The organism is Ruegeria sp. AE4 (assembly GCF_056542185.1).
In genome coordinates, this window is record NZ_JBQFZK010000002.1 from 321,260 (window position 1) to 343,332 (window position 22,073).

At 61.4% G+C, this 22,073-nt stretch carries 19 protein-coding genes; all 19 read left to right on the forward strand.

Annotated elements, in window-relative coordinates; genetic code table 11:
- The first annotated feature begins 374 nt into the window (after positions 1-374).
- The 19 genes from ACR0EK_RS05845 (at position 375) to ACR0EK_RS05935 (ending at position 22,020) form a co-directional block, all read left to right on the forward strand.
- On the forward strand, positions 375-2,198 hold the full coding sequence (locus ACR0EK_RS05845; RefSeq protein ID WP_480899065.1) for an adenylate/guanylate cyclase domain-containing protein: 1,824 nt from the start codon (positions 375-377) through the stop codon (positions 2,196-2,198).
- Positions 2,199-2,226: 28 nt separating this feature from the next.
- Positions 2,227-3,384 carry a phosphatase PAP2 family protein gene (locus ACR0EK_RS05850; RefSeq protein WP_480899063.1) on the forward strand — a complete coding sequence of 386 codons (1,158 nt, stop codon included), beginning with the start codon at positions 2,227-2,229 and terminating at the stop codon, positions 3,382-3,384.
- 21 nt (positions 3,385-3,405) lie between these two features.
- Positions 3,406-5,007 (forward strand): S8 family serine peptidase, encoded by a 1,602-nt coding sequence (locus ACR0EK_RS05855; RefSeq protein WP_480899061.1) that lies wholly within the window; start codon positions 3,406-3,408, stop codon positions 5,005-5,007.
- A 188-nt stretch (positions 5,008-5,195) separates the two neighbouring features.
- The gene (gene ftsW / locus ACR0EK_RS05860) at positions 5,196-6,359 is read left to right on the forward strand and encodes a putative lipid II flippase FtsW (protein WP_480899060.1); all 1,164 of its coding nucleotides are present in this window, start codon (positions 5,196-5,198) and stop codon (positions 6,357-6,359) included.
- A complete protein-coding gene (locus ACR0EK_RS05865; RefSeq protein ID WP_480899058.1) occupies positions 6,359-7,456 on the forward strand; it encodes a UDP-N-acetylglucosamine--N-acetylmuramyl-(pentapeptide) pyrophosphoryl-undecaprenol N-acetylglucosamine transferase in 1,098 nt (365 codons plus the stop codon). The genes ftsW and ACR0EK_RS05865 overlap by 1 nt, the downstream gene beginning before the upstream one ends.
- Complete coding sequence (murC, locus tag ACR0EK_RS05870; protein WP_480506258.1) at positions 7,453-8,862, forward strand: UDP-N-acetylmuramate--L-alanine ligase; 1,410 nt, start codon at positions 7,453-7,455, stop codon at positions 8,860-8,862. The genes ACR0EK_RS05865 and murC overlap by 4 nt, the downstream gene beginning before the upstream one ends.
- A gap of 75 nt (positions 8,863-8,937) precedes the next feature.
- Complete coding sequence (locus ACR0EK_RS05875) at positions 8,938-9,186, forward strand: DUF2484 family protein (protein ID WP_480899056.1); 249 nt, start codon at positions 8,938-8,940, stop codon at positions 9,184-9,186.
- Positions 9,183-9,449 (forward strand): DUF2484 family protein, encoded by a 267-nt coding sequence (locus ACR0EK_RS05880; protein WP_209597784.1) that lies wholly within the window; start codon positions 9,183-9,185, stop codon positions 9,447-9,449. The genes ACR0EK_RS05875 and ACR0EK_RS05880 overlap by 4 nt, the downstream gene beginning before the upstream one ends.
- A gap of 24 nt (positions 9,450-9,473) precedes the next feature.
- Positions 9,474-9,767 (forward strand): hypothetical protein, encoded by a 294-nt coding sequence (locus tag ACR0EK_RS05885; RefSeq protein ID WP_480899054.1) that lies wholly within the window; start codon positions 9,474-9,476, stop codon positions 9,765-9,767.
- Complete coding sequence (murB, locus tag ACR0EK_RS05890) at positions 9,764-10,702, forward strand: UDP-N-acetylmuramate dehydrogenase (protein ID WP_480899053.1); 939 nt, start codon at positions 9,764-9,766, stop codon at positions 10,700-10,702. Before ACR0EK_RS05885 ends, murB begins: the two co-directional genes overlap by 4 nt.
- Before the next feature lie 108 nt (positions 10,703-10,810).
- Positions 10,811-11,728: a D-alanine--D-alanine ligase gene (locus ACR0EK_RS05895; RefSeq protein ID WP_245222549.1), complete on the forward strand. Its 918-nt coding sequence runs from the start codon at positions 10,811-10,813 to the stop codon at positions 11,726-11,728.
- Positions 11,716-12,723: a cell division protein FtsQ/DivIB gene (locus tag ACR0EK_RS05900; protein WP_480967654.1), complete on the forward strand. Its 1,008-nt coding sequence runs from the start codon at positions 11,716-11,718 to the stop codon at positions 12,721-12,723. The genes ACR0EK_RS05895 and ACR0EK_RS05900 overlap by 13 nt, the downstream gene beginning before the upstream one ends.
- 8 nt (positions 12,724-12,731) lie before the next feature.
- Entirely contained in the window at positions 12,732-14,066 is a 1,335-nt protein-coding gene (gene ftsA / locus ACR0EK_RS05905; protein ID WP_209504922.1) for a cell division protein FtsA, read from the forward strand.
- Entirely contained in the window at positions 14,053-14,472 is a 420-nt protein-coding gene (locus tag ACR0EK_RS05910) for a hypothetical protein (protein WP_480583053.1), read from the forward strand. Before ftsA ends, ACR0EK_RS05910 begins: the two co-directional genes overlap by 14 nt.
- A gap of 348 nt (positions 14,473-14,820) precedes the next feature.
- On the forward strand, positions 14,821-16,425 hold the full coding sequence (gene ftsZ, locus ACR0EK_RS05915; RefSeq protein WP_480967655.1) for a cell division protein FtsZ: 1,605 nt from the start codon (positions 14,821-14,823) through the stop codon (positions 16,423-16,425).
- 213 nt (positions 16,426-16,638) lie between these two features.
- Positions 16,639-17,559 (forward strand): UDP-3-O-acyl-N-acetylglucosamine deacetylase, encoded by a 921-nt coding sequence (gene lpxC, locus ACR0EK_RS05920; RefSeq protein WP_480899049.1) that lies wholly within the window; start codon positions 16,639-16,641, stop codon positions 17,557-17,559.
- A gap of 126 nt (positions 17,560-17,685) precedes the next feature.
- On the forward strand, positions 17,686-18,549 hold the full coding sequence (locus tag ACR0EK_RS05925) for an outer membrane protein assembly factor BamD (protein WP_267363885.1): 864 nt from the start codon (positions 17,686-17,688) through the stop codon (positions 18,547-18,549).
- 36 nt (positions 18,550-18,585) lie between these two features.
- On the forward strand, positions 18,586-20,235 hold the full coding sequence (gene recN / locus ACR0EK_RS05930; protein ID WP_480899047.1) for a DNA repair protein RecN: 1,650 nt from the start codon (positions 18,586-18,588) through the stop codon (positions 20,233-20,235).
- A gap of 99 nt (positions 20,236-20,334) precedes the next feature.
- A complete protein-coding gene (locus ACR0EK_RS05935; RefSeq protein WP_480899046.1) occupies positions 20,335-22,020 on the forward strand; it encodes a chloride channel protein in 1,686 nt (561 codons plus the stop codon).
- The last annotated feature ends 53 nt before the right edge of the window (positions 22,021-22,073 follow it).

Sequence of the window (22,073 nt, forward strand, 5' to 3'; positions counted from 1 at the left end):
GCACTCCTAACGGGAAGTCTTGCCGCGTCAGCCCGTCTTTCCCGCCAAGCACAAAGCGCCACAGATGCCGGGTAAATTCGCCAAATTGCACCGAAAAATATGTGCAAAAATAAAAATATGTCGACGGAAGTTCACTAAAACAATACAATAACCCTTATTATTTTGAACTTAACGCATTTTAGAAACCAAATCTCATCAGCGGGCCGATTAATGCCTCGTGATTTCCATTCAGGCCCGTGGCCCGTCCCGCGCAATGCAGCGCCATTCACACCCGTCGGCTGCATCTGCAATCACAACACGCCTCTGATGCGTGCCAGCCCGCCTGTTTTCGGGGTGGCACATTTCAACAAGTTAAAGAGTTCCGAGACACGATCATGGGTATTACTCTGAATTTGAACAATCCAAGCGACCTTCCCAAGGCGCGGCTCAGGGCGATCCTGTTCCTTGATGCATGTGATTACTCTGCCGCCGTCCGCGAGGCCGAGCTTGAAACGCTGGCCAGAATCCGCCGCGATCTGAACTGCGTCAGCGATCTGGTTAACAGCTTTCGGGGCCGGGTGACCGGCCTGACCGGTGACGGGCTATGCGCCGTCTTTCCAAGTGCGCGTGCCGCCGTCGAAACTGCGCTGGGGGTGCAGGATGTCCTGACCCATGCCCCCGACCGCTACGCCAAAGGGTATCGAATTGGGATACATCTGGGCGACACGTTCGAGGTTGACCAGCAGATCATCGGTGACGCTGTGAATACGGCGGCCCGGATCGAAAGCGTCGGCTCATCCGGCGAGGTTCTGGTCTCAAGCGTTGTGCGCAATGCGCTGCGCGGGCGGCAGGATTTCCTGTTCAACTCGATCGGGCGGCCCAATCTCAAGAATATCGGTGCCTCGCTCGAGCTGTTCAAAGTAGCCCGCGCAACAATCGACGTTCCATATGAGAAGGACGGAAAAGAACAGCCGGTTCCTGTTCCCGCCAACCCAACGGCTTTCCGGTCAGAACAGCTGTCGTTCACCTTACCGCGCCCGAATTTCGTGATCGGTCTGTTGTCTCCGGATGTAGGGGGTGGTTCCGAAACCGCGGCATTCGTGTCCAACATCGTTGCGGAACAGCTGTCCAAATCCCTTACCGAAACCGAAGCGCTTGAGGTTCAGGATTACCGGGTGCCGCAGATTGCGTTCCCGCAGGAACCTTTGTCGGCAGGGCCTGACCTGTTCCTGCAATGCCGCGCCTCGACCTGTGGCAGCATGTTGCAAGTGTCCGCCACAGCAATGCGGTCGGAAGACAGGAAAGTGATCTGGAGCCAGAATGTAGTGGCCGATCAAGGTGACTTTCTGGGTCAAAACTGCTCTGGGCTGACGTCGTTCATCAGTTATGCCACCGACGCCTTGCTGACGGCCTTGCTGAACGGGCGTCACATGCGCGACTCGGCCGCCCATCACGCGGCGAAAACTGCCGTTGCCGCCGTGCATCACCTGCTGACCATGACCGGGCCGGGGCTGGACCAACTCGAGGCCGATATTCTGGCGGCTTACGAGCTTGATCCCAAGCCGGTCTATCTGGCGTGGCTGGCCTATGTCACGACCTTCAAGGTCGGCGAACGGTACGGTACCTGGGATGCCGCGCTGGAAGCGCAGGCGCGCGATCTGGCCCGCCGCGCGGTCGAGGCTGACCCGGATAACGGCACTGTTCTGGGCCTTGTCGCCCACGTGCATTCCTACGTGTTCCGAGAGTTTTCGGTGGCGCAGGATCTGGTCGACCGCGCGCTCGAGCTCAGCCCTTATCGGGCGATGAGTTGGGATTCAGCAGCCATGCTCTATTGCTACACGGATCGCCCCGCGCTGGCGGTGGAAGCCGCGCAGAAGGCACGGCTTATCGGACGGCACAGCCCGTACCGGCACCTGTTTGACGGGGCAGGATGTGTCGCCGCGCTGGTCAATGGCGAGTTCGAGAAATCCATCAGGTTCGGCGAATCCGTGATGGAGGTTCAGCCGCAGTTCAAAACCGTCATGCGCTATCTGGCTGCGGCTTACGGGCACGCAGGTGACCGGCAGCGAGGCGAGTTCGCCTTGCAGCGGCTGACCAATCTGGAACCGGACATGTCGCTGGCCTGCATCCAGCAGGACCGGTTCCCGGTGCCAACACGGTTCAGCGCGCAACTGATGGAAAGCGGCCTGTCCCGGATCGGATTGCCGCAACACGCTTGAAGTAGGGGAAAAAGTAGGGGGTTTACTTATGTCTTACGTGTCCACGCTCAATGATTTTGGCATGATGGCCCGACGTGGAGAGCTGATTTCTTGCAAGGTGGTGAAATTGATGAACCTTGCCGGAACCGGTGGTCTCGGTGCCTCACCGGGGGACAATCGAAAGGCGTTGGACAATTTCATTTACGACGCGCAGAGGGAAAGCTTCATCGATTACCTCAATGCCATTCATGATCTGGATCCCGAGTTGCTGGATGATGGAAAACTGCGCGAGCTTACCGCGTTCATGCAGAACGAAGAATTCATCGACCCCTTCAGGTCTGACAGCCGTGTAAAAGGTGCGAAAGACGAAGAGATCGGGAAACGCTCTGCCCTCGGCGCGGCGTCCGTCGCGATGAGCGCATCTTCGGCATTCGCACTGAACCGGAACCGCAACAGAAACCGCAATCGGAACAGAAACCGGAACCGAAACAGAAATCGCAATCGTAACCGGAACCGCAGCGATTTTGACGTCGGCGGCAGCGATGCTTCCTTCGGCTGGCGCGAGATGCGCGATCTGTGCCGGATCGGTATGCTGCCCGCATCCGGACTGCTGGGCAAAATCTGGGAAAACATCGATCTTCTGCCGCCGCCGGGCCCTGACGAAAGCATGAAGGAAACCGAATACCTGCTGATCCTGCAAGGGCGGCTCAAGTGGTCAAATCAGGCGACGCGGCGCGAGGAAATCGTGACGCAGGCAGGCTTTGGCATTGATGAATATCTCAGTCCGCTGGGCATTGACGAGAAGGGCGGCTTTGATGCGACCCGCGCGCTGATGACGATCCTGCTGGAATTGACGAATGAAATCGGCCTGACCTACAAGAACCGCTTCAGCCGGCCCAGACCCAATATCATCCAGCCGCTGATCCGGCCCTTCCTTCCGGTGCCTTTTCATGCGGCTTACCCCTCGAACCACTCCTACCAATCTTTCGCGATTGCCGAACTGTTCTCGCGGCTGATCCCCGAACATCCGGGCACTGTCGCTTTGTTCCACCGCGCCCAGCGGATTGCTGAAAACCGCGAATGGGCCGGTCTGCATTACCCAAGCGACACAGCCGCCGGGCGAAGTCTGGCCAGAAAAACCGTGGCTTACCTGACCGAGGTTCTGGACGAACTGATGGACGAAGCACAAGACGAATGGCTGGGCTAAGGATCAACGCGAGGTGACGAAATGACCGCAGGAAACGAAGACTACGCACGCTATTACTATCTCTGGCATCTGGTCGCGATCAAAGCCTTGACCGTCAAGGCGCCCCCACCCGCCGACGGAGAGACCTGCCCGGAAATCGATATCGCGATCTGGGATTTCACAGGTCCTGCTCTGGACGAGGCGAAAATCGCCCTGATCGACATGGGCGTGGCCCCGCATCACCCGAACCTGAAAGCGCCGGATATCGGACCGGTTCCGGCGGACAGGGTCATTCGGGACGACGCCCTTGATCTGGCCAGCCACCCATTCGGCGTCAAATACATCGACCGGTCTGCCGTTGGGGCAGGGGCCGAGCATATCGAAGAGCAGGTACAACATCTGTCGGGCATTCAGGACCCCTTGGGCATTCCGGGCCTGACCTCTCAGGAACGGCGGGTGATTGCCGGGCTGAGGTCGGGTTTTGGCGTCAAGCGTTACATCGATGCCTATGACGATCGCTATGCCGGGCACGGCACCAGCTGTGCCGGGCTGGCCTGCGGAACCAGCTTTGCAACCGACCAATTCGGCAATACCGGCAATATCGCGGCGTATTATGGGGTTGATCCCAAAAGCAGGATTATTCCGATCACGACGTCTATCTCGCCCAGCCCGGAAGAATTGATTGCGGCGTTTCTTTATGCCCTCCACAAAGGCGCGCATGTCATCCTGTTTCCGCGCGATGCCGCGAACCCGGACCACTGGCCGGGATATCGATTTCGCCCTGCCACTGGCACCGAGCCGTTCTATCCGGGTCTGGACTCGCACGAAAAGACACGCCTGCACGAGACGAGGCGCGACGAACCCGACGGCGACGCGCGCGACATCTCGGTGGCATGGTCGGCGCTGGACAAGATCATCAAATGGGTCAGCACGAGAATTCCGGTGGTCTGCGCGGCTGGCAATGACGGTCGAAGTGAACTGATTTACCCTGCCAGCCTGTCCGGTGATCCAACCAACGGGATCATCTCGGTGGGGGCCGTCAACTATAATGGCACCCGGTCCGGGTATTCAAACCACTCTGCTGATCTGACCGTGTCCGCCCCCTCGGATGACGGTGAGATCTACAACCGCTATCAAATTCGTCTGGACCGTGATGCAGCCTCGGCCACTGACTTCCATCTGGAAAACCCGAAACATCACCTGAAACGCGACGGCAGCGGCGACGCGATCCCGATTGTCGAATTCGCGCCTCAACGGTTGGTGACCTTGGATGTGCCGGGCCCGCGGGGCTATGTCGAAGGCAGCCTTGCCGCGGCGGTCAAAACCCGAAAAAAGGCGGTGGACGATCCTGCCGGGCTGTATACTGAATTCGGCGGCACTTCGGGGGCTTCGGCCCTTGTTGCCGGGGCAATAGCGATGATGCAGCGAAAGTCGCCCAATGTTCTCAATGGGGTGCAGATCAAAGCCATCTTCAAGAACCTCGAAACATCTGCAACGCGTTTCGACAACACCCACTGGTATTGGTCCTCTGCCGCAGGAACCCTGCAAGCTGACGCGATCAACGGTTACACGCCGCCCCCCAGGGCCGAACTGTTCGGTGTGGCGGGGTTGCTGGATGTGCCGCTGCTGCTAAGCAAGGTCTGATGCCCACCTCCTCCCGTCCGGTGGCCGTCGTAAAACGGCTGACCGGCGATCCGGGCGTGCGGCGCGGGTCTTGGGCGGGAAATCCCGATTTGCTCCTGAACAGGCTGGCCTGATCGCCAAATTGCATGTAGACTCTCAGCCAGATCCCGAAAACGGGGCGTTAACGAGGCAGAGAGTGGCGGTATCTCATGACTGAGATGGTGTATGGCGCGGTCCAGGACCAGCGCGGAGAACCGATTCTACCGAAATGGTGGCGTACTATCGATCGCTGGACGATGTCCTGCGTTCTGATCCTGTTTACCATCGGGTTGTTGCTGGGGCTGGCCTCTTCACCGCCACTGGCCGGTCGCAACGGGTTCGATCCCTTCCATTATGTCGAGCGTCAGGCCGTGTTCGGCGGATTGGCGCTGATCGCGATGCTGCTGACCTCGATGATGTCTCCAACCTTGGTGCGGCGTCTGGCCGTTCTGGGTTTTCTGGGGGCCTTCGTCGCTCTGGTCTTCCTGCCGGTGTTTGGAACGGATTTCGGCAAGGGTGCGGTGCGTTGGTATTCGCTGGGCTTTGCCTCGCTGCAACCGTCCGAGTTTCTGAAACCCGGCTTTGTCGTCGTGGCCGCTTGGCTGCTGGCCGCCTCACAGGAAATCAATGGCCCTCCGGGGCGGTTGTGGTCCTTTGCGCTCTGCATGGCCATCGTGGCCATGTTGGTGATGCAACCCGATTTCGGTCAGGCCTGCCTGATCCTGTTCGGCTGGGGCGTCATGTATTTCGTGGCCGGGGCCCCGATGCTGCTGTTGCTGGGCATGGCCGGTGTTGTCGTTCTGGGCGGGATGTTGGCCTATTCGAATTCCGAACACTTTGCCCGCCGCATCGACGGCTTTCTGAATCAAGAGGTCGATCCGACCACCCAGCTTGGCTATGCAACCAACGCCATCCGCGAAGGCGGGTTGTTCGGCGTCGGCGTAGGGGAGGGGCAGGTGAAATGGTCGCTGCCCGATGCCCATACCGACTTCATCATCGCCGTCGCGGCCGAGGAATACGGCCTGATCCTTGTCATGATCATCATTGCGCTATACGCGCTGATCGTCGTGCGCTCGCTGCTGCGGCTGATGCGCGAACGCGACATGTTCATTCGTCTGGCCGGTACCGGTCTGGCCTGCATGTTTGGCGTTCAGGCGATGATCAACATGGGTGTTGCGGTACGTCTGCTGCCGGCCAAGGGCATGACTTTGCCGTTCGTCAGCTACGGCGGCTCATCCCTGATTGCAGGCGGTATTGCCGTTGGCATGCTGCTGGCCTTCACCCGAACCCGCCCACAGGGCGAACTAGGCGATATTCTGCGCGGACGAGGATAATGGGGAACCCTTACCTGTTGATTGCGGCTGGCGGCACCGGGGGCCATATGTTTCCCGCTCAGGCGCTGGCCGAGGCGATGCTGCACAAGGGCTGGCGCGTGCGCCTGTCCACCGACCCGCGCGGTGCGCGCTATACCGGTGGCTTTCCCCATTCGACTGAAATTGTCGAGGCGTCCTCGGCCACCTTCGCCCGTGGCGGCCTGGCGGCAAAGGCGATGGTTGGCCCGATTATCGCTGGTGGTGTCACCAGCATGATCTTCCAGATGATGCGCGACAAACCCGATGTTGTCGTGGGCTTTGGCGGTTATCCGTCGATCCCGGCGCTGGGCGCCGCGACCCTGCTGAAAATACCGCGGATGATCCATGAACAGAACGGGGTACTGGGCCGCGTGAACCAGCTGTTTGCAACCCGCGTTGCGCAGGTGGCCTGCGGCGTCTGGCCGACGGATCTGCCCGAAGGCGCGCATGGCATTCACACCGGCAACCCGGTGCGTGCCGCGGTCCTGGACCGTGCCGCCGCCGGGTATATCCCGCCGGGTGACTATCCGATGTCGGTTCTGGTGATGGGTGGCTCGCAGGGCGCGCGCATCCTCAGCGATATAGTGCCCGGTGCGATTGCCGCGCTGCCCGAAGACCTTCGCGCGCATATCCGTGTCTCGCATCAGGCGCGGGATGAAGATGGCGAACGGGTCAGCGCATTCTACCAAGACCATGGTATCCGCGCCGACGTTCAGCCCTTCTTCGATGACATTCCCCGCCGCATGTCGGATGCGCAGCTGGTGATCTCGCGCTCGGGCGCGTCCAGCGTGGCCGATATCTCGGTCATCGGTCGCCCTTCGATCCTGATTCCGTTTGCTGCTGCCGCCGGGGATCATCAGACCGCCAACGCGCGCGGGCTGGTGCAGGCCGGCGGGGCCATCATGATCCCGGAAAATGCGCTTGACGTTCCCACGCTGACACAGCAAATCACCACGGTTCTTACGAACCCCGAAGCCGCACAGAAAATGGCCCATGGCGCTCTGTCGGTCGGGGCGCCCGATGCCACCCAGCGTCTGGTCGCTCTGGTCGAGCAGCTGGCGCAGAAGGAGACCACATGAACCCAGCAACCAAACTGCCGCAGGACGTAGGGCCGATCCACTTCGTGGGCATCGGCGGGATTGGTATGTCGGGCATCGCCGAGGTGCTGCTGAACCTGGGGTATCAGGTGCAGGGCTCCGATCTGAAAGCCTCGAAGATCACTGACCGTCTGGCCAGTTTGGGGGCCGAGATTTTCGTCGGCCAGCGCGCCGAAAACCTTGAAAACGCGGCCGTCGTGGTCGTCTCGACTGCGATCAAACCGGGCAACCCGGAGCTGGACCAAGCCCGCGCCCAAGGTCTGCCGGTTGTCCGCCGCGCCGACATGCTGGCCGAACTGATGCGCCTGCGCTCGAACATTGCCATTGCCGGAACGCACGGCAAGACCACCACGACGACCATGATGGCCGAACTGATGGTGGCAGGCGATTTCGATCCGACCGTGATCAATGGCGGCATCATCCACGCCTATGGATCGAACGCTCGGATGGGGCAGGGCGAATGGATGGTGGTCGAAGCCGACGAAAGCGACGGTTCCTTTAACCGGCTGCCCGCAACCATCGCCATTGTTACCAATATCGACCCCGAGCATATGGAGCATTGGGGTGATTTCGACAGGCTGCGCGACGGCTTTTACGAATTCGTCTCGAACCTGCCATTCTACGGTCTGGCCGTCTGCTGCACCGATCATGCCGAGGTTCAGGCCCTTGTCGGCCGCATCACCGACCGCCGTGTGCGAACCTATGGGTTCAACGCGCAGGCGGATGTGCGGGCTGTGAACCTGACCTACAAAGGTGGCGTGGCGCATTTCGACATCCATCTGCAATACGAAGACAAGATGATCGAAGGCTGCACCCTGCCGATGCCCGGCGATCACAACGTCTCAAACGCGCTGTCCGCCGCTGCCGTCGCCCGTCATCTGGGTATGAAAGCTGCGGAAATCCGCGACGCGCTGGCCAATTTCGGCGGCGTCAACCGTCGCTTTACAAAGGTCGGAGAAATCGACGGTGTCACCATCATCGACGATTACGGCCACCACCCGGTCGAAATCGCCGCCGTTCTCAAGGCCGCCCGTCAGGCGACCGAAGGCCGCGTGATCGCCGTGCATCAGCCGCACCGCTATTCGCGCCTGTCCAACCTGTTTGACGATTTCTGCACCTGTTTCAACGACGCCGATGTCGTGGCCATTGCCGAGGTTTTTGCCGCTGGCGAAGACCCGGTCGAAGGCGCGTCACGCGACGATCTGGTGCAGGGCCTGATCCGTCACGGCCACCGCCACGCCCGCGCGCTGCTGGATGAAGACGACCTTGAACGCCTCGTCCGCGAACAGGCCCGTCCCGGCGATATGGTCGTCTGCCTCGGCGCCGGTACGATCAGCGCCTGGGCCAATGGCCTGCCCGAGAGATTGCAAAGAAAACAAGCTGTTTGACGCGTCATTTGTTTGTCGCACAACTTAAAAGTGTGATATTCTGACCGCAACAGTCGCGTGTCCTCGGAGGGGCGAATGGACTATTCGATGATCTTTGCAGCGCTTTGGGTGATCTGCGCCACCATCGTGGCAATGCTGCCGATGCGGCTGCAATTCCCGCCGGGGTTTGTCCTGTTGGTCTGCGCACCAGTGCTGGTCGTATGGCTTGGATATGTCCACGGCTGGTTCTGGTCGGTCGCGGCATTTGCCGGGTTCGTGTCGATGTTCCGCAACCCCATCCGGTATTACTGGCGCAAATGGACAGGGTGCGAGGTCGCAGAATGACGTGGTCTATTGCTCTGGCAGCTCTGTGGGGCATTGCCGCCAACGTTCTTGCGCTGATCCCCAGCACCGACAACCACTGGACGCGCGCCTATATCCTGATCATCGTGGGCATTCCCATCGTCGGCTATGTCACCTATGAAAACGGCCCCTGGATCGGGCTGCTGGTGCTGGCAATGGGCATGTCCGTGCTGCGCTGGCCGGTGATTTATCTGACCCGTTGGACAAAGGCGAAAATGCAGGGCATGAAGGCGGCCAAAGAATAACCGGCCAACTTCAGGAGGTCTGTCATGGCGACAATCGCCACATTTGCCTATCTGCCGCTTGTTTCCTTCGTTCTGGGTGCCGCTGCCGGGTTTACAGCGGGCCGCTGGCTTGGCCTGCGCAGCCTATTGTGGCTGATCGGGCTGACATCCGCGGTTGGTCTGGGGCTGATCGTCGTGCTGGCCGGTGTCGGAACGGGTGAAGAAGACAAGGCGTTCGGCCCGCTGGTCTGGTTGACTGCCGGTGTTCTTCCCTTCCTTTTTGCCGCAGTCATGGGCGGGGTCGGTGGGCGCAGCCTGGCGGTGCGCGCGACTACATGACACGGTTTTCCGCTATACTTCCCGACGTCCGGGGCCGCCTGTCCAAAGCGCGCAACCTGTCTGACCTCACATGGCTCCGCGTCGGTGGGCCGGCGGATTACCTGTTTCAACCTGCCGATATCGAAGACTTGCAGGCCTTCCTGCGCGATCTGCCGGATGGTGTGCCGGTTTTTCCGATGGGGGTCGGCTCGAACCTGATCGTGCGCGATGGCGGCTTGCGGGCCGTTGTGATCCGGCTGGGGCGCGGGTTCAACGCCATCTCGGTGGAGGGCAATACCGTCACCGCGGGCGCGGCGGCGCTGGACGCGCATGTTGCGCGCAAGGCGGCGGATGCGGGCGTGGACCTGACCTTCCTGCGCACCATCCCCGGCTCGATCGGGGGCGCGGTGCGGATGAATGCGGGCTGTTATGGCAGCTACACAGCGGATGTGCTGCGCAAGGCCGCCATTGTCACCCGGCAGGGCGACCTGCGGGACCTGACGCCCGAGGATCTGAACTTTCGCTATCGCCAGTCCGACCTGCCCGAAGGCGCCGTTCTGATTTCGGCCACGTTCGAAGGCCCGTCCGGCGATCCCGATGACCTTCACGCCAGAATGGAAGCGCAACTGAAAAAGCGTGACGAAACCCAACCCACCAAAGACCGCAGCGCCGGATCAACCTTCCGCAACCCGGCCGGGTTTTCCTCGACCGGGCAGGCCGATGACGTGCATGACCTCAAGGCGTGGAAAGTGATCGACGATGCGGGAATGCGCGGCGCGACACGCGGCGGGGCGCAGATGAGCCCGAAACACTCGAACTTCCTGATCAATACCGGCACCGCCACCGCTGACGACCTCGAAGGTCTGGGTGAAGAGGTGCGAAAAAAGGTTTACGAAACAAGCGGCATCACGCTAGAGTGGGAAATCATGCGGGTCGGTGATCCGCTAAAAGAATAAAGCCCCGACCGTCAGACCAAAACAGGCAAATTCAGGCGACGGATCAAAGGCATAAACGCAGTACGGACCACCACATAAGGTCCGGGGACATTGAGGCGCACATTGGGTATGTCGAGCAGGACAAACCCCAAAGTGGCGGTATTGATGGGTGGCCCCTCGGCGGAACGCGAGGTGTCTCTCAGCTCTGGGCGCGAATGCGCGGCCGCCCTTGTGGGAGAAGGTATTGAAGTGGTCGAACTGGACGCTGGTCCCGACCTCTATGCGCGCCTGTTGGATATTCAGCCGGATGTGGTTTTCAACGCCTTGCATGGCCGCTGGGGCGAAGATGGCTGTGTGCAGGGGATGCTGGAATGGATGCGGATTCCCTATACCCATTCGGGCGTTCTGGCCTCGGCCCTTGCCATGGACAAGCAACGCAGCAAGGACGTCTATCAGGCCGAGGGTCTGCCCGTAGTTCCCAGCGTGATCGTTCCACGGGCCGAGGTGACCCGCGCCCACGTGATGGAACCGCCCTATGTGGCCAAACCCAATAACGAAGGGTCCAGTGTCGGTATCTACATCGTCCACGAAAACGCCAACGGCCCGCCGCAGCTGTCCGAAGATATGCCCGACCAGATCATGGTCGAGAAATACGTGGCCGGACGCGAGCTGACCGTGACCGTGATGGGCGACCGCGCCCTGACCGTGACCGAGATCATGACCGATGGCGGCTGGTACGACTATGACGCCAAGTACAAACCCGGCGGATCATGGCACGTGGTCCCTGCCGATATCCCACAGGACATCTTTGATCGCTGCATGGATTATGCCCTGCGCGCGCATGATGCTTTGGGCTGCAGGGGCGTTAGCCGCACCGATTTTCGCTGGGATGACAGCGCGGGTGCTGATGGTTTGTTTCTGTTGGAAACCAACACCCAGCCGGGCATGACACCCACTTCGCTGGCCCCGGAACAAGCCGCGCATCTGGGCATGACATTTGGCCAGCTCTGCGCCTGGATGGTTGAGGACGCCTCATGCAACCGTTAATCGCCAGCCGCTCTCTGGAAATCCATCGCACCAAACCCCTTGCCGGGCCGGATGCCGATTTTGCCTCGGCCGATACGGAGCCGCATGACACCCAGCCCATTCTGCGTCTGCGCGGGGCGCGGGTGTTTTCCCGCACCGCACGCCGCAGTGATCCGGCCCCGTCGCGCCTCAGCTATCGTCTTCAGCGCTGGATGCTGACACCGGGTATCCGTCTGGGCGTCAAGCTTGGCCTGCCGATCTGCGCCATTGCCGCAGCAGTTGGCGTCTATTTTGCCTCTCAGGACCGGCGCGAAGCGCTTGGTACCTATATCGCCGATATTCGCACCTCGATTCAGGAACGCCCCGAGTTCATGGTCAACCTGATGGCCATCGACGGGGCAGGCACCAGCCTGTCCGATGATATTCGCGAGGTCGTGCCTCTGGATTTTCCGATCAGTTCCTGGGATCTGGATGTCGAACAGATGCGCGACACGATCACCGGGCTCGATCCGGTGAAATCGGCAACCGTACGCATCCGTCCAGGCGGCATCCTTCAGGTCAACGTGGTCGAGCGTCAGCCCGTGATTGTCTGGCGGACGCATGACGGGCTCGAACTGCTCGACGAGACCGGCGCGCATGTCAAGGAAACCACCTCTCGCAAGGACAATGCCGACCTGCCTTTGATCGCGGGCGCGGGTGCGGATGCCCATGTGGCGCAGGCGCTCGAGATTTTCCAGACCGCCCGCAGCCTGGGCAACCGTGTGCGCGGGCTGGTGCGCGTAGGTGAACGACGCTGGGATCTGGTCCTCGACCGTGGCCAGCGCATCATGCTGCCGACCGAACGCCCGGTGCGCGCGCTGGAACGCGTGCTTGCGGTGAACGAGGTGCAGGACCTTCTGGAACGCGACGTGGCCGTGGTCGACATGCGCCTTGGCCAGCGTCCCACCATTCGAATGACCAAAGCCGCCAGCGAAGACTGGTGGAATACAAAAGTGACAATGAGTAACGGGCAGTAACGAGCATGATGACCGATCTTTATCAGTCCCAACGCGCCATGCGTCAGATGCGGCGCCAGGCATTGCAACGCGGTGTGATCGCGATTCTGGATGTGGGCAGTTCCAAGATTGCCTGCCTCGTTCTGCGTTTTGACGGATCGGGTCGGCTGAGTGAAGATAACACCATCGGCTCAATGGCGGGGCAGACGGGGTTTCGGGTGATCGGCGCCGCAACGACACGTTCGCGCGGCGTACAGTTTGGCGAAGTCACCGCCATGCAGGAAACCGAACGCGCCATCCGCACCGCCCTGCAAGCGGCGCAGAAGATGGCCGATATCCGTGTCGATCACGTCATCGCCTGTTTCTCGGGGGCCAACCCGCGCTCTTACGGGCTGGACGCGCAGGTCGATCTGGATGGCCAACTGGTGTCCGAGGCCGAAGTGGGTCGTGTTCTGAATGCCTGCGACGTGCCGGATTACGGCGACGGGCGTGAAGTGCTGCACGCACAGCCAGTCAATTTTGCGCTCGACAACCGCTCGGGCCTGATCGACCCGCGCGGGCAGATGGGTCAAAGCCTTGCGGTCGATATGCACATGCTGACCGTCGATGCGATGGCGATCCAGAACATCGTGCGCTGTATCAAACGCTGCGATCTGGAACTCGCCGGGATTGCGAACTCGGCCTATGTCTCGGGAATTTCGGCGCTGGTCGAGGATGAGCAGGAACTGGGCGCGGCCTGTATCGACATGGGCGGCGGCACCACCAGCGTTTCGATCTTCATGAAGAAACACATGATCTATGCCGATTGCGTGCGCATGGGCGGCGATCACGTGACCGCCGATATCTCGATGGGGCTGGGCGTGCCCGCGGCAGTGGCGGAACGGATCAAGACATTCAATGGCGGCGTTCATGCGACCGGCGCTGATGACCGTGACATGATCGATATCGGTGGCGATACCGGTGACTGGGAACACGACCGCCGCACCGTCAGCCGGGCCGAGCTGATCGGCATCATGCGCCCGCGCGTCGAGGAAATCCTTGAAGAGGTCCGCGTGCGTCTGGATGCGGCCGGGTTTGAACATATGCCAAGCCAGCAGATCGTTCTGACCGGTGGCGGCAGTCAGATCATGGGGCTGGACGGTCTGGCGACCCGCATCCTTGGTCAACGCGTGCGTCTGGGCCGCCCGCTGCGGGTGCATGGCCTGCCGCAATCGGCGACAGGTCCGGCGTTCTCGTCCTCCGTGGGGCTCAGCCTGTTTGCGGCGCACCCACAGGACGAATGGTGGGATTTCGAAATCCCGGTCGACACTTACGCCGCGCGCCCGTTCAAGCGGGCCGTCCGGTGGTTCCGTGACAATTGGTAGCCCCCTGTGCAGGGCCGCTTTGTGTGCGGCCCTGTTGCCGGGGTGGGTTTCGGCCCAGACCATCATCACGCCCGAGGCATTTCTGGATGCCGCCGTCGGCAAAACGCTCACCTTCCATGAGATTCGCAGCGGCTATTTCGTCGGGACCGAGCAATTTCTGAACCGTCACATCTCGGTCTGGCGGCAAGAAGGGCAGGGCTGTGTCTATGGGCAGATCACCACGCCAAACGGTCAGATCTGCTTTCTCTATGACAACGATCCGGATGGTATTCCCGTCTGCTGGTGGCCCTTCCTGCACCAAGGCCGTCTGATGGTGCGTCTGGCCTCGTTTGCAGAAAGCGAAATCCAGGAGGTGCGCAGCATCACCGAAACCAGCCTGAACTGTCCAAGTGCACCGCTCAGTTGAAAAATCCGGTTGCAGCGCATCGATTTATCCCTCAAGATATCCACAAGGCCCGGCAGAGGCCTGGCGGCAGGACCTGAGCAGTTTTCCGCAGTGTAAATGATGGTCGACCAAAGCGTGACGAACGGCTGAGTCCTCGCGCCGGGGTCGTCTGCCTTGTGATGGTCGCCGGCGTTTCCGCTATATCTGGCAGTACCTGCGAAATGCCGCCGGTTTCTGCCTTATTTCCTCCATATTTTGTGGTGAATCGCGATTTTTGACGTGACCTTTTCGCATCAGCCCGCTAGAATCGAGCAAGGATAGGTAAGAAAAACACCGCTTTGGCGGAACATAAATACAGGCGGACAGAGCATGACATTGAATCTTTCGATGCCCGGGCAAGACGAACTGAAGCCTCGGATTACAGTATTTGGCGTTGGCGGTGCGGGCGGTAACGCTGTCAACAACATGATTGAAAAACAGCTGGACGGCGTCGATTTTGTCGTCGCCAACACCGACGCGCAGGCGCTGCAGCAAAGCCAGTCCTCGGCGCGGGTTCAACTGGGTGTGAAGGTCACCGAAGGTCTGGGGGCAGGGGCCCGTCCGGCCGTGGGTGCCGCAGCTGCCGAAGAAAGCATCGAACAGATCGTCGACCATCTGGCAGGCGCGCATATGTGCTTTATCACCGCAGGCATGGGCGGCGGCACAGGCACCGGCGCTGCTCCGATCATCGCGCAGGCCGCGCGTGAACTGGGCGTTCTGACCGTGGGTGTCGTGACCAAGCCCTTCCAGTTCGAAGGTGCCAAGCGGATGCGTCAGGCCGAAGACGGCGTTGAGGCGCTGCAAAGGGTCGTCGACACGCTGATCATCATTCCGAACCAGAACCTGTTCCGCCTCGCCAACGAAAAGACCACCTTTACCGAGGCGTTCTCGATGGCTGACGATGTCCTGTATCAGGGCGTCAAAGGCGTAACCGACCTGATGGTGCGTCCGGGCCTGATCAACCTCGACTTTGCGGATGTGCGCGCCGTGATGGACGAGATGGGCAAAGCCATGATGGGCACCGGCGAGGCAACCGGCGAAGACCGCGCCATCCAGGCGGCGGAAAAAGCCATTGCAAACCCGCTGCTGGACGAAATCAGCCTCAAGGGCGCCAAAGGTGTGCTGATCAACATCACCGGTTCGCACGACCTGACCCTGTTCGAACTGGACGAAGCCGCCAACCGCATCCGCGAGGAAGTGGACCCCGAGGCGAACATCATCGTCGGCTCGACGCTGGATACCGCCATGGAAGGCGGTATGCGCGTGTCGGTTGTTGCAACCGGCATCGACGCCACCGAAAAAACGGCTGACATTCCGGTCGCGCGCCGCTCGATGTCCGAGCCGCTGACCCGCACCGTTTCGGCCGAAGAATACGGTCGCGAAGAAGCGCCCGCAGCCGCCGAAATGGCAGAGCCCGCGCCGCAGATGGAAGAAAACCGCGAACCTTCGCTGTTTGAAGCCGCGGAAGAGCCCGCCCAGCCGCAGTTCCAGCCGTTCGACGAGCGGGATGAGGACGATCTGCCGCCCCCGGCCTATCAGCCGCGCGTCGCCGAATTCGAGCCGCAGCCCGAGCACGTCGAACCGGCGCCCGAGGCATTTGTTGCCCCACGCGCGCCTGTCGCAGGCACCCCGTCGCCCGAAGCGCTCCAGCGTTTGCAGGCAGCGGTTCAGAAGGTTCCCTCGGCAGCTCAGCGCGCCGCAGCACCCCGCCCACACGCGGCGGTTTCGCATCACGAACCCGAAGAACGCTCGCGGTTTGGCTTCAATCGGCTGATTGACCGGATGACCGGGCACGCCTCTGACACACCGGCCCAACCGCCGCGTCAGCAGCCCGTTCTGCGCCAGTCCGAGGCCACGGCACCGATTCACGATGAGGCCGACCCGGATCAGGATCGTATCGAAATTCCGGCCTTCCTGCGCCGTCAGGCCAACTGATCGCGGTAACAAAATCCACTCATGGGGTCGCCATTTGGCGGCCCTAATTCTTTTTAAAACAGTGACTTACGAATAGGTAAGCAGGGTTTTGCCGATCTGTTACATACATGTTTCATTCGGTTGCAAAGAGTGAGTTGAGCCTTGACGCGGGCTTCCTTAACTGAGTGTCCAACACAGCCCCAGAAGGCTGGACACCACTCGCCGAGGCCCATTTTGCAACATACGCTCAAATCTCCGGTCACGTTTAAAGGCGTCGGGCTGCACAGCGGCAAGCCTGCGACCATGATCCTGAAACCGGCTGCAGCTGGTCATGGCATCTGGTTCAAACGGACGGATATCCATCTGGGCGATGCGATGATCCCGGCAATCTATCACGTGGTCGAACGGACCCCGCTTTGCACCCGTCTGGTCAATGACGCCGGGGTGTCGGTATCCACAATCGAACATATCATGGCTGCTTTGGCCGGGTGCGGCGTTCACAACGCGCTGATTGAAATCGACGGCCCCGAAGTGCCGATCATGGACGGGTCCTCGATCGATTTCGTACGCGGTATCATGGCCCGAGGCGTGCGCCGTCAGGCCAGCCCGGTGCTGGCCTATGAGGTGCTGAAGACCGTCACCGCATCGCGGGAAGGCGCCAGCGCAAGCATCGCGCCCGCGGATGGGCTGATCATCGACTTTCACATCGATTTCGAAGACAGCGCAATCGGCAGCCAGACCAAGACGCTGGATATGCGCAACGGGTCGTTCGCGCGCGAACTCAGCGATTGCCGCACCTTCTGCCGCCGCATTGATGTCGAAGCCATGCGCGAAAACGGGCTGGCCCTTGGCGGTACCCTGGATAACGCCGTGGTCGTGCAGGGCAACGAGGTGCTGACACCCGGCGGGTTCCGCCGCGTCGACGAAGCCGTGCGCCACAAGATGCTGGATGCTCTGGGTGATCTCTATCTGGCAGGCGGGCCGATTCTGGGCCATTTCACGGGCGACAAGTCGGGTCATTCGCTGACCAACACATTGCTGCGCAATCTGTTTGAAACACCCGGCGCGGTGCGTCCGGTTCTGTGCACGCCGGAACAGGCCGCACGCCTGCCGGGGCAGGGCCTGATCGTAAACGAAATTCCCGAAGTCGCCTGATCAGATCAACTCTGACGACATTTGCGCCAGATGTTGCATAAGGCGTTTTGCACCGGAATTTTCTGTGCTAGACCATGGCTCAATTCGGGGCGAACCCCCTTAAGTAAGACGACAAGGATGGGCGGTATGGTTGGCAGCAAAGCGGCAGTCAGATTCGCAGGCGCGGTTCTTCTGGCAGCAGTTTTGACGGCATGTGGAAACGCAGGCGGCCTTTTTGGCAACAAGGGCGCGGACCGGGATCAGAATCTGGAAGGGTTCACACCGGAACAGATCTACACCCGTGGCGAATACGAACTGTCGCAGAATCGCTCGGATGACGCGGCCTGGTATTTCTCCGAGGTCGAGCGTCTGTATCCCTATTCCGACTGGGCCAAGCGTGCGCTGATCATGCAGGCGTTCTCTTTCCATTCCGACAAGAACTACGAAGAAAGCCGGGCCGCGGCCCAGCGGTATATCGACTTCTATCCAACGGACGAAGACGCGGCCTATGCCCAGTATCTGCTGGCGCTCAGCTATTATGACCAGATTGACGAGGTCGGGCGCGATCAGGGGCTGACTTTTCAGGCGCTGCAATCGCTGCGCACCGTGATCGAGGTTTATCCCGACAGCGAATATGCCACCTCGGCAGTGCTCAAATTCGATCTGGCCTTTGACCATCTGGCCGGCAAAGAGATGGAGATCGGGCGATACTACCTGCGTCAGGATCACTTTGTCGCCGCCATCAACCGCTTCCGCGTCGTGGTCGAGGATTTCCAGACCACATCCCACACCGCCGAAGCGCTTTATCGTCTGGTCGAGGCTTATCTGTCCCTCGGCCTGCTGGATGAGGCGCAAACCGCAGGTGCCATCCTTGGCTACAATTACCAATCCTCGGAATGGTATGACGATGCCTACAAGCTGCTGACCTCACGCGGGCTCCAGCTCAAGAGCCGTGGCAACAACTGGCTCAGCACGATCTATCGTCAGACCATCAAGGGTGAGTGGTTGTAATCGCCATGGCATTAGGCTTGGGACGCTGAAGACCCGATGCTGCGCGCCCTTGATATCCGCGACATGCTGATCATCGACCGGCTGGAACTCAGTTTTCAGCCGGGCCTGAATGCGTTGACCGGCGAAACCGGCGCGGGCAAGTCGATCCTTCTGGATTCGCTGGGGTTTGTTCTGGGCTGGCGCGGGCGGGCCGAACTGGTGCGGCAGGGTGCGGCGCAGGGCGAGGTTGTGGCCGAGTTCGAGCTTTCCGCCGATCATCCCGCACATGCGATACTGGCCGAAGCGGGCTTGCCGGGCGGGGATGAGCTGATCCTGCGCCGGATCAACACCGCCGAGGGGCGCAAGACCGCCTGGGTCAATGACCGCCGCTGCTCGGGCGATGTGCTGCGGGCGCTGTCGGAAACCCTGATCGAACTGCACGGCCAGCACGATGACCGCGGGCTGCTGAACCCGCGTGGCCACCGGGCCATGCTGGACGATTTCGCCGGGGTTTCGGACCGGCTGACATCCGTTCGTGCGGCCTGGACCGACATGTCACGCGCCCGCAAGGTGCTGGCCGAGACCGAGGCCGCTCTGGCTGCCGTCCGAAGTGAGGAAGATTTCCTGCGCCACGCGGTTGCCGAGCTGGATCAGCTTGATCCTCAGCCCGGTGAGGATGCCGAACTTGATGCCCGCCGCCGCATGATGCAGGGGGCCGAGCGTATCCGCGATGATGTCGCCCGCGCCTACGCCCTGCTGTCCGGGGACGGTGCCGAAGGGGCGATGTCCGACGCTATCCGCTGGCTGGAAGGTGTGTCCGGCAACGCGGGTGGTCAGCTGGACGAACCGATTGCCGCGCTGGGCCGCGCCATGATTGAACTGGGCGAGGCGCAGGATGGCGTGAACGCCTGCCTTCAGGCGCTGGACTTCGACCCGTCGGAACTGGAACAGGCCGAGGAACGCCTGTTTGCCATCCGCGCACTGGCTCGCAAACACGACGTGGCCCCGGATGATCTGGGCGCGTTTGCCGACACTCTGCGCACCCGCCTCAACCAGTTGGAAGCAGGCGACGCCGACCTGGCGGACAGACGCGCCGCTTTGGACGCGGCACAAAAGGCTTATGACAATGCCGCCGCCGACCTCAGCGCGGCCCGCGCGGCGGCTGCCGGTCGGCTGGATGCCGCCGTCATGGCGGAACTGGCCCCGCTCAAGATGGAACGCGCGGTGTTTCGGACCGAACTCAGCCCAGCCGAACCCGGCCCCGAAGGGACGGACGCGGTGGCCTTTACCGTGGCCACCAACCCGGGCGCGCCTGCCGGGCCGCTGAACAAGATCGCGTCAGGGGGTGAACTCAGCCGCTTCCTGTTGGCGCTCAAAGTGTGCCTGTCGGGCGATGACAGCGCCCGCACGATGATCTTTGACGAGATTGACCGCGGTGTCGGCGGGGCCACTGCCGACGCGGTCGGGCGCAGGCTGGCGTCATTGGCGCAGGGCGGGCAGGTGCTGGTTGTCACCCATTCCCCGCAGGTCGCCGCCCGTGCGGCGCATCACTGGCGGGTGCAGAAACAGGTCACGGACGGGCAAACCCTGTCCACCGTCATCCCTCTGGCCCAACCCGACCGGGTGGACGAGATTGCGCGCATGGTAGCGGGCGACACCATCACGGACGAGGCCCGCGCCGCCGCCCGGGCTCTGCTGCAAGCCTGATGCACCCGTGGCACGAATTGGCTTCACACTGTCGCTATCTCACTTTTATTAGGATGCTCCGTGGCTTACTAAGGGTTACGTGATGATCCCCGAGGGCCAATGACCCAGTCGACCCGCACCGTTCTGCGCAACCAGCTCAATCAGGCTCTGGCCGCGATCAGGGATGCGTGGCGGGTGATGCTGCGCCGGGGACCAAGCCAGATACAGTTCTGGTTCATCGCGCTGGTCATCGGTATCGCTGCCGGTTTCATGGCGCTTGGATTCCGCAAGGCCATCCGCGCGTTGCAGGCCTATCTCTACGACACCGACGACGTTCTGCTGCTGCACAGCCATGCCGAGAAACTGCCGTGGTTCATGATCCTGATCATCCCGATCATCGGTGGGCTGGTCGTGGGCCTGATCCTGAACCGGTTCACCAATGACGGGCGCGTCAGGTCTGTCGCTGATGTGATCGAAGGATCCGCCATCACCGACGGGCGGGTCGAGGTCAAGGCCGGCATCGCCTCGTTCTTTGCCTCGCTGATCACGCTCAGTTCCGGGGGGTCAACGGGCCGTGAAGGCCCCGTGGTGCATATGGCCGGGGTGATTTCCACCTGGGTCAGCAACCGCATCCATGCCGACGGGATCACGGGCCGCGACTTGCTGGGCTGTGCTGTCGCCGCCGCCGTATCAGCCAGCTTCAACGCCCCCATCGCCGGGGCCCTGTTCGCGCTCGAGGTCGTGCTGCGCCACTTCGCCGTGCATGCCTTTGCCCCGATCGTCATCGCCTCGGTCGCCGGAACGGTGATCAACCGGTTGGAATATGGCGACGTTACCGAGTTCACGCTGGAAACGCCCGGATCGCTGCAATTCTATGTCGAACTTCCCGCCTTCCTGATCCTCGGCCTGATCTGCGGCTTTGTCGCGCTGCTGCTGATGCGGTCGATCTTCTTTGCTGATGATATCGGCAGCCATATCCAGAACCGCCTGTCCATTCCGGGCTGGCTGCGCCCGGCCGTGTCCGGCGCGATGCTGGGGCTGATGGCAATCTGGTTCCCGCATATCATCGGTGTCGGCTACCAAACCACGATCCGCGCCCTGACCGGTGATCTGGTTTTGACAACCGCGATCCTGTTTGCGGTGACCAAGACAGTGGCTGTGGCGATCACCATGGGCGGGCGCATGGGGGGCGGGGTGTTTTCACCGTCCCTGATGATCGGCGCGCTGACCGGGCTGGCGTTCGGACTGATCGCCACTGGGCTGCTGCCGGATGTGTCCGGCACGCATACGCTTTACGCCTTTGCCGGAATGGGCGCCGTGGCTGCTGCGGTGCTGGGCGCCCCGATCTCGACCACTCTGATCGTGTTTGAACTGACCGGAGACTGGCAGATCGGCCTTGCCGTGATGGTGACTGTATCCATATCCACCGCATTGGCGTCGCGCCTTGTGGACCGGTCGTTCTTCCTGACCCAGCTGGAACGCCGCGATGTCCACCTGGCCGCCGGGCCGCAGGCTTATCTGCTGGCGATGCTGCGCGCCGGGGCGGTGATGCGCCCCATCGGGGATGACCGTTCAATCACTGCGGACGAGGCGCGCGCCCTGATCGAACAGGGCCTGTGTATTCAGGCCAGCGCCACGCTTGAGGCCGCGATGCCCTATTTCGACCGCGACGACATACCCTGCATTCCGGTTATCGTTCTGGAACAGGACGGGTCCGAGACACCCGTTGGCGCGCTCTACCATGTCGACGCGCTCAAGGCGTACAACCGGGCCCTTGCAGCCACCGCGGCCGAGGAACATTCATAAGGCTCCCGCCACCGGGACAAGCGTTCCCGAAGCCTCCGCTGAACCCCTGTCCG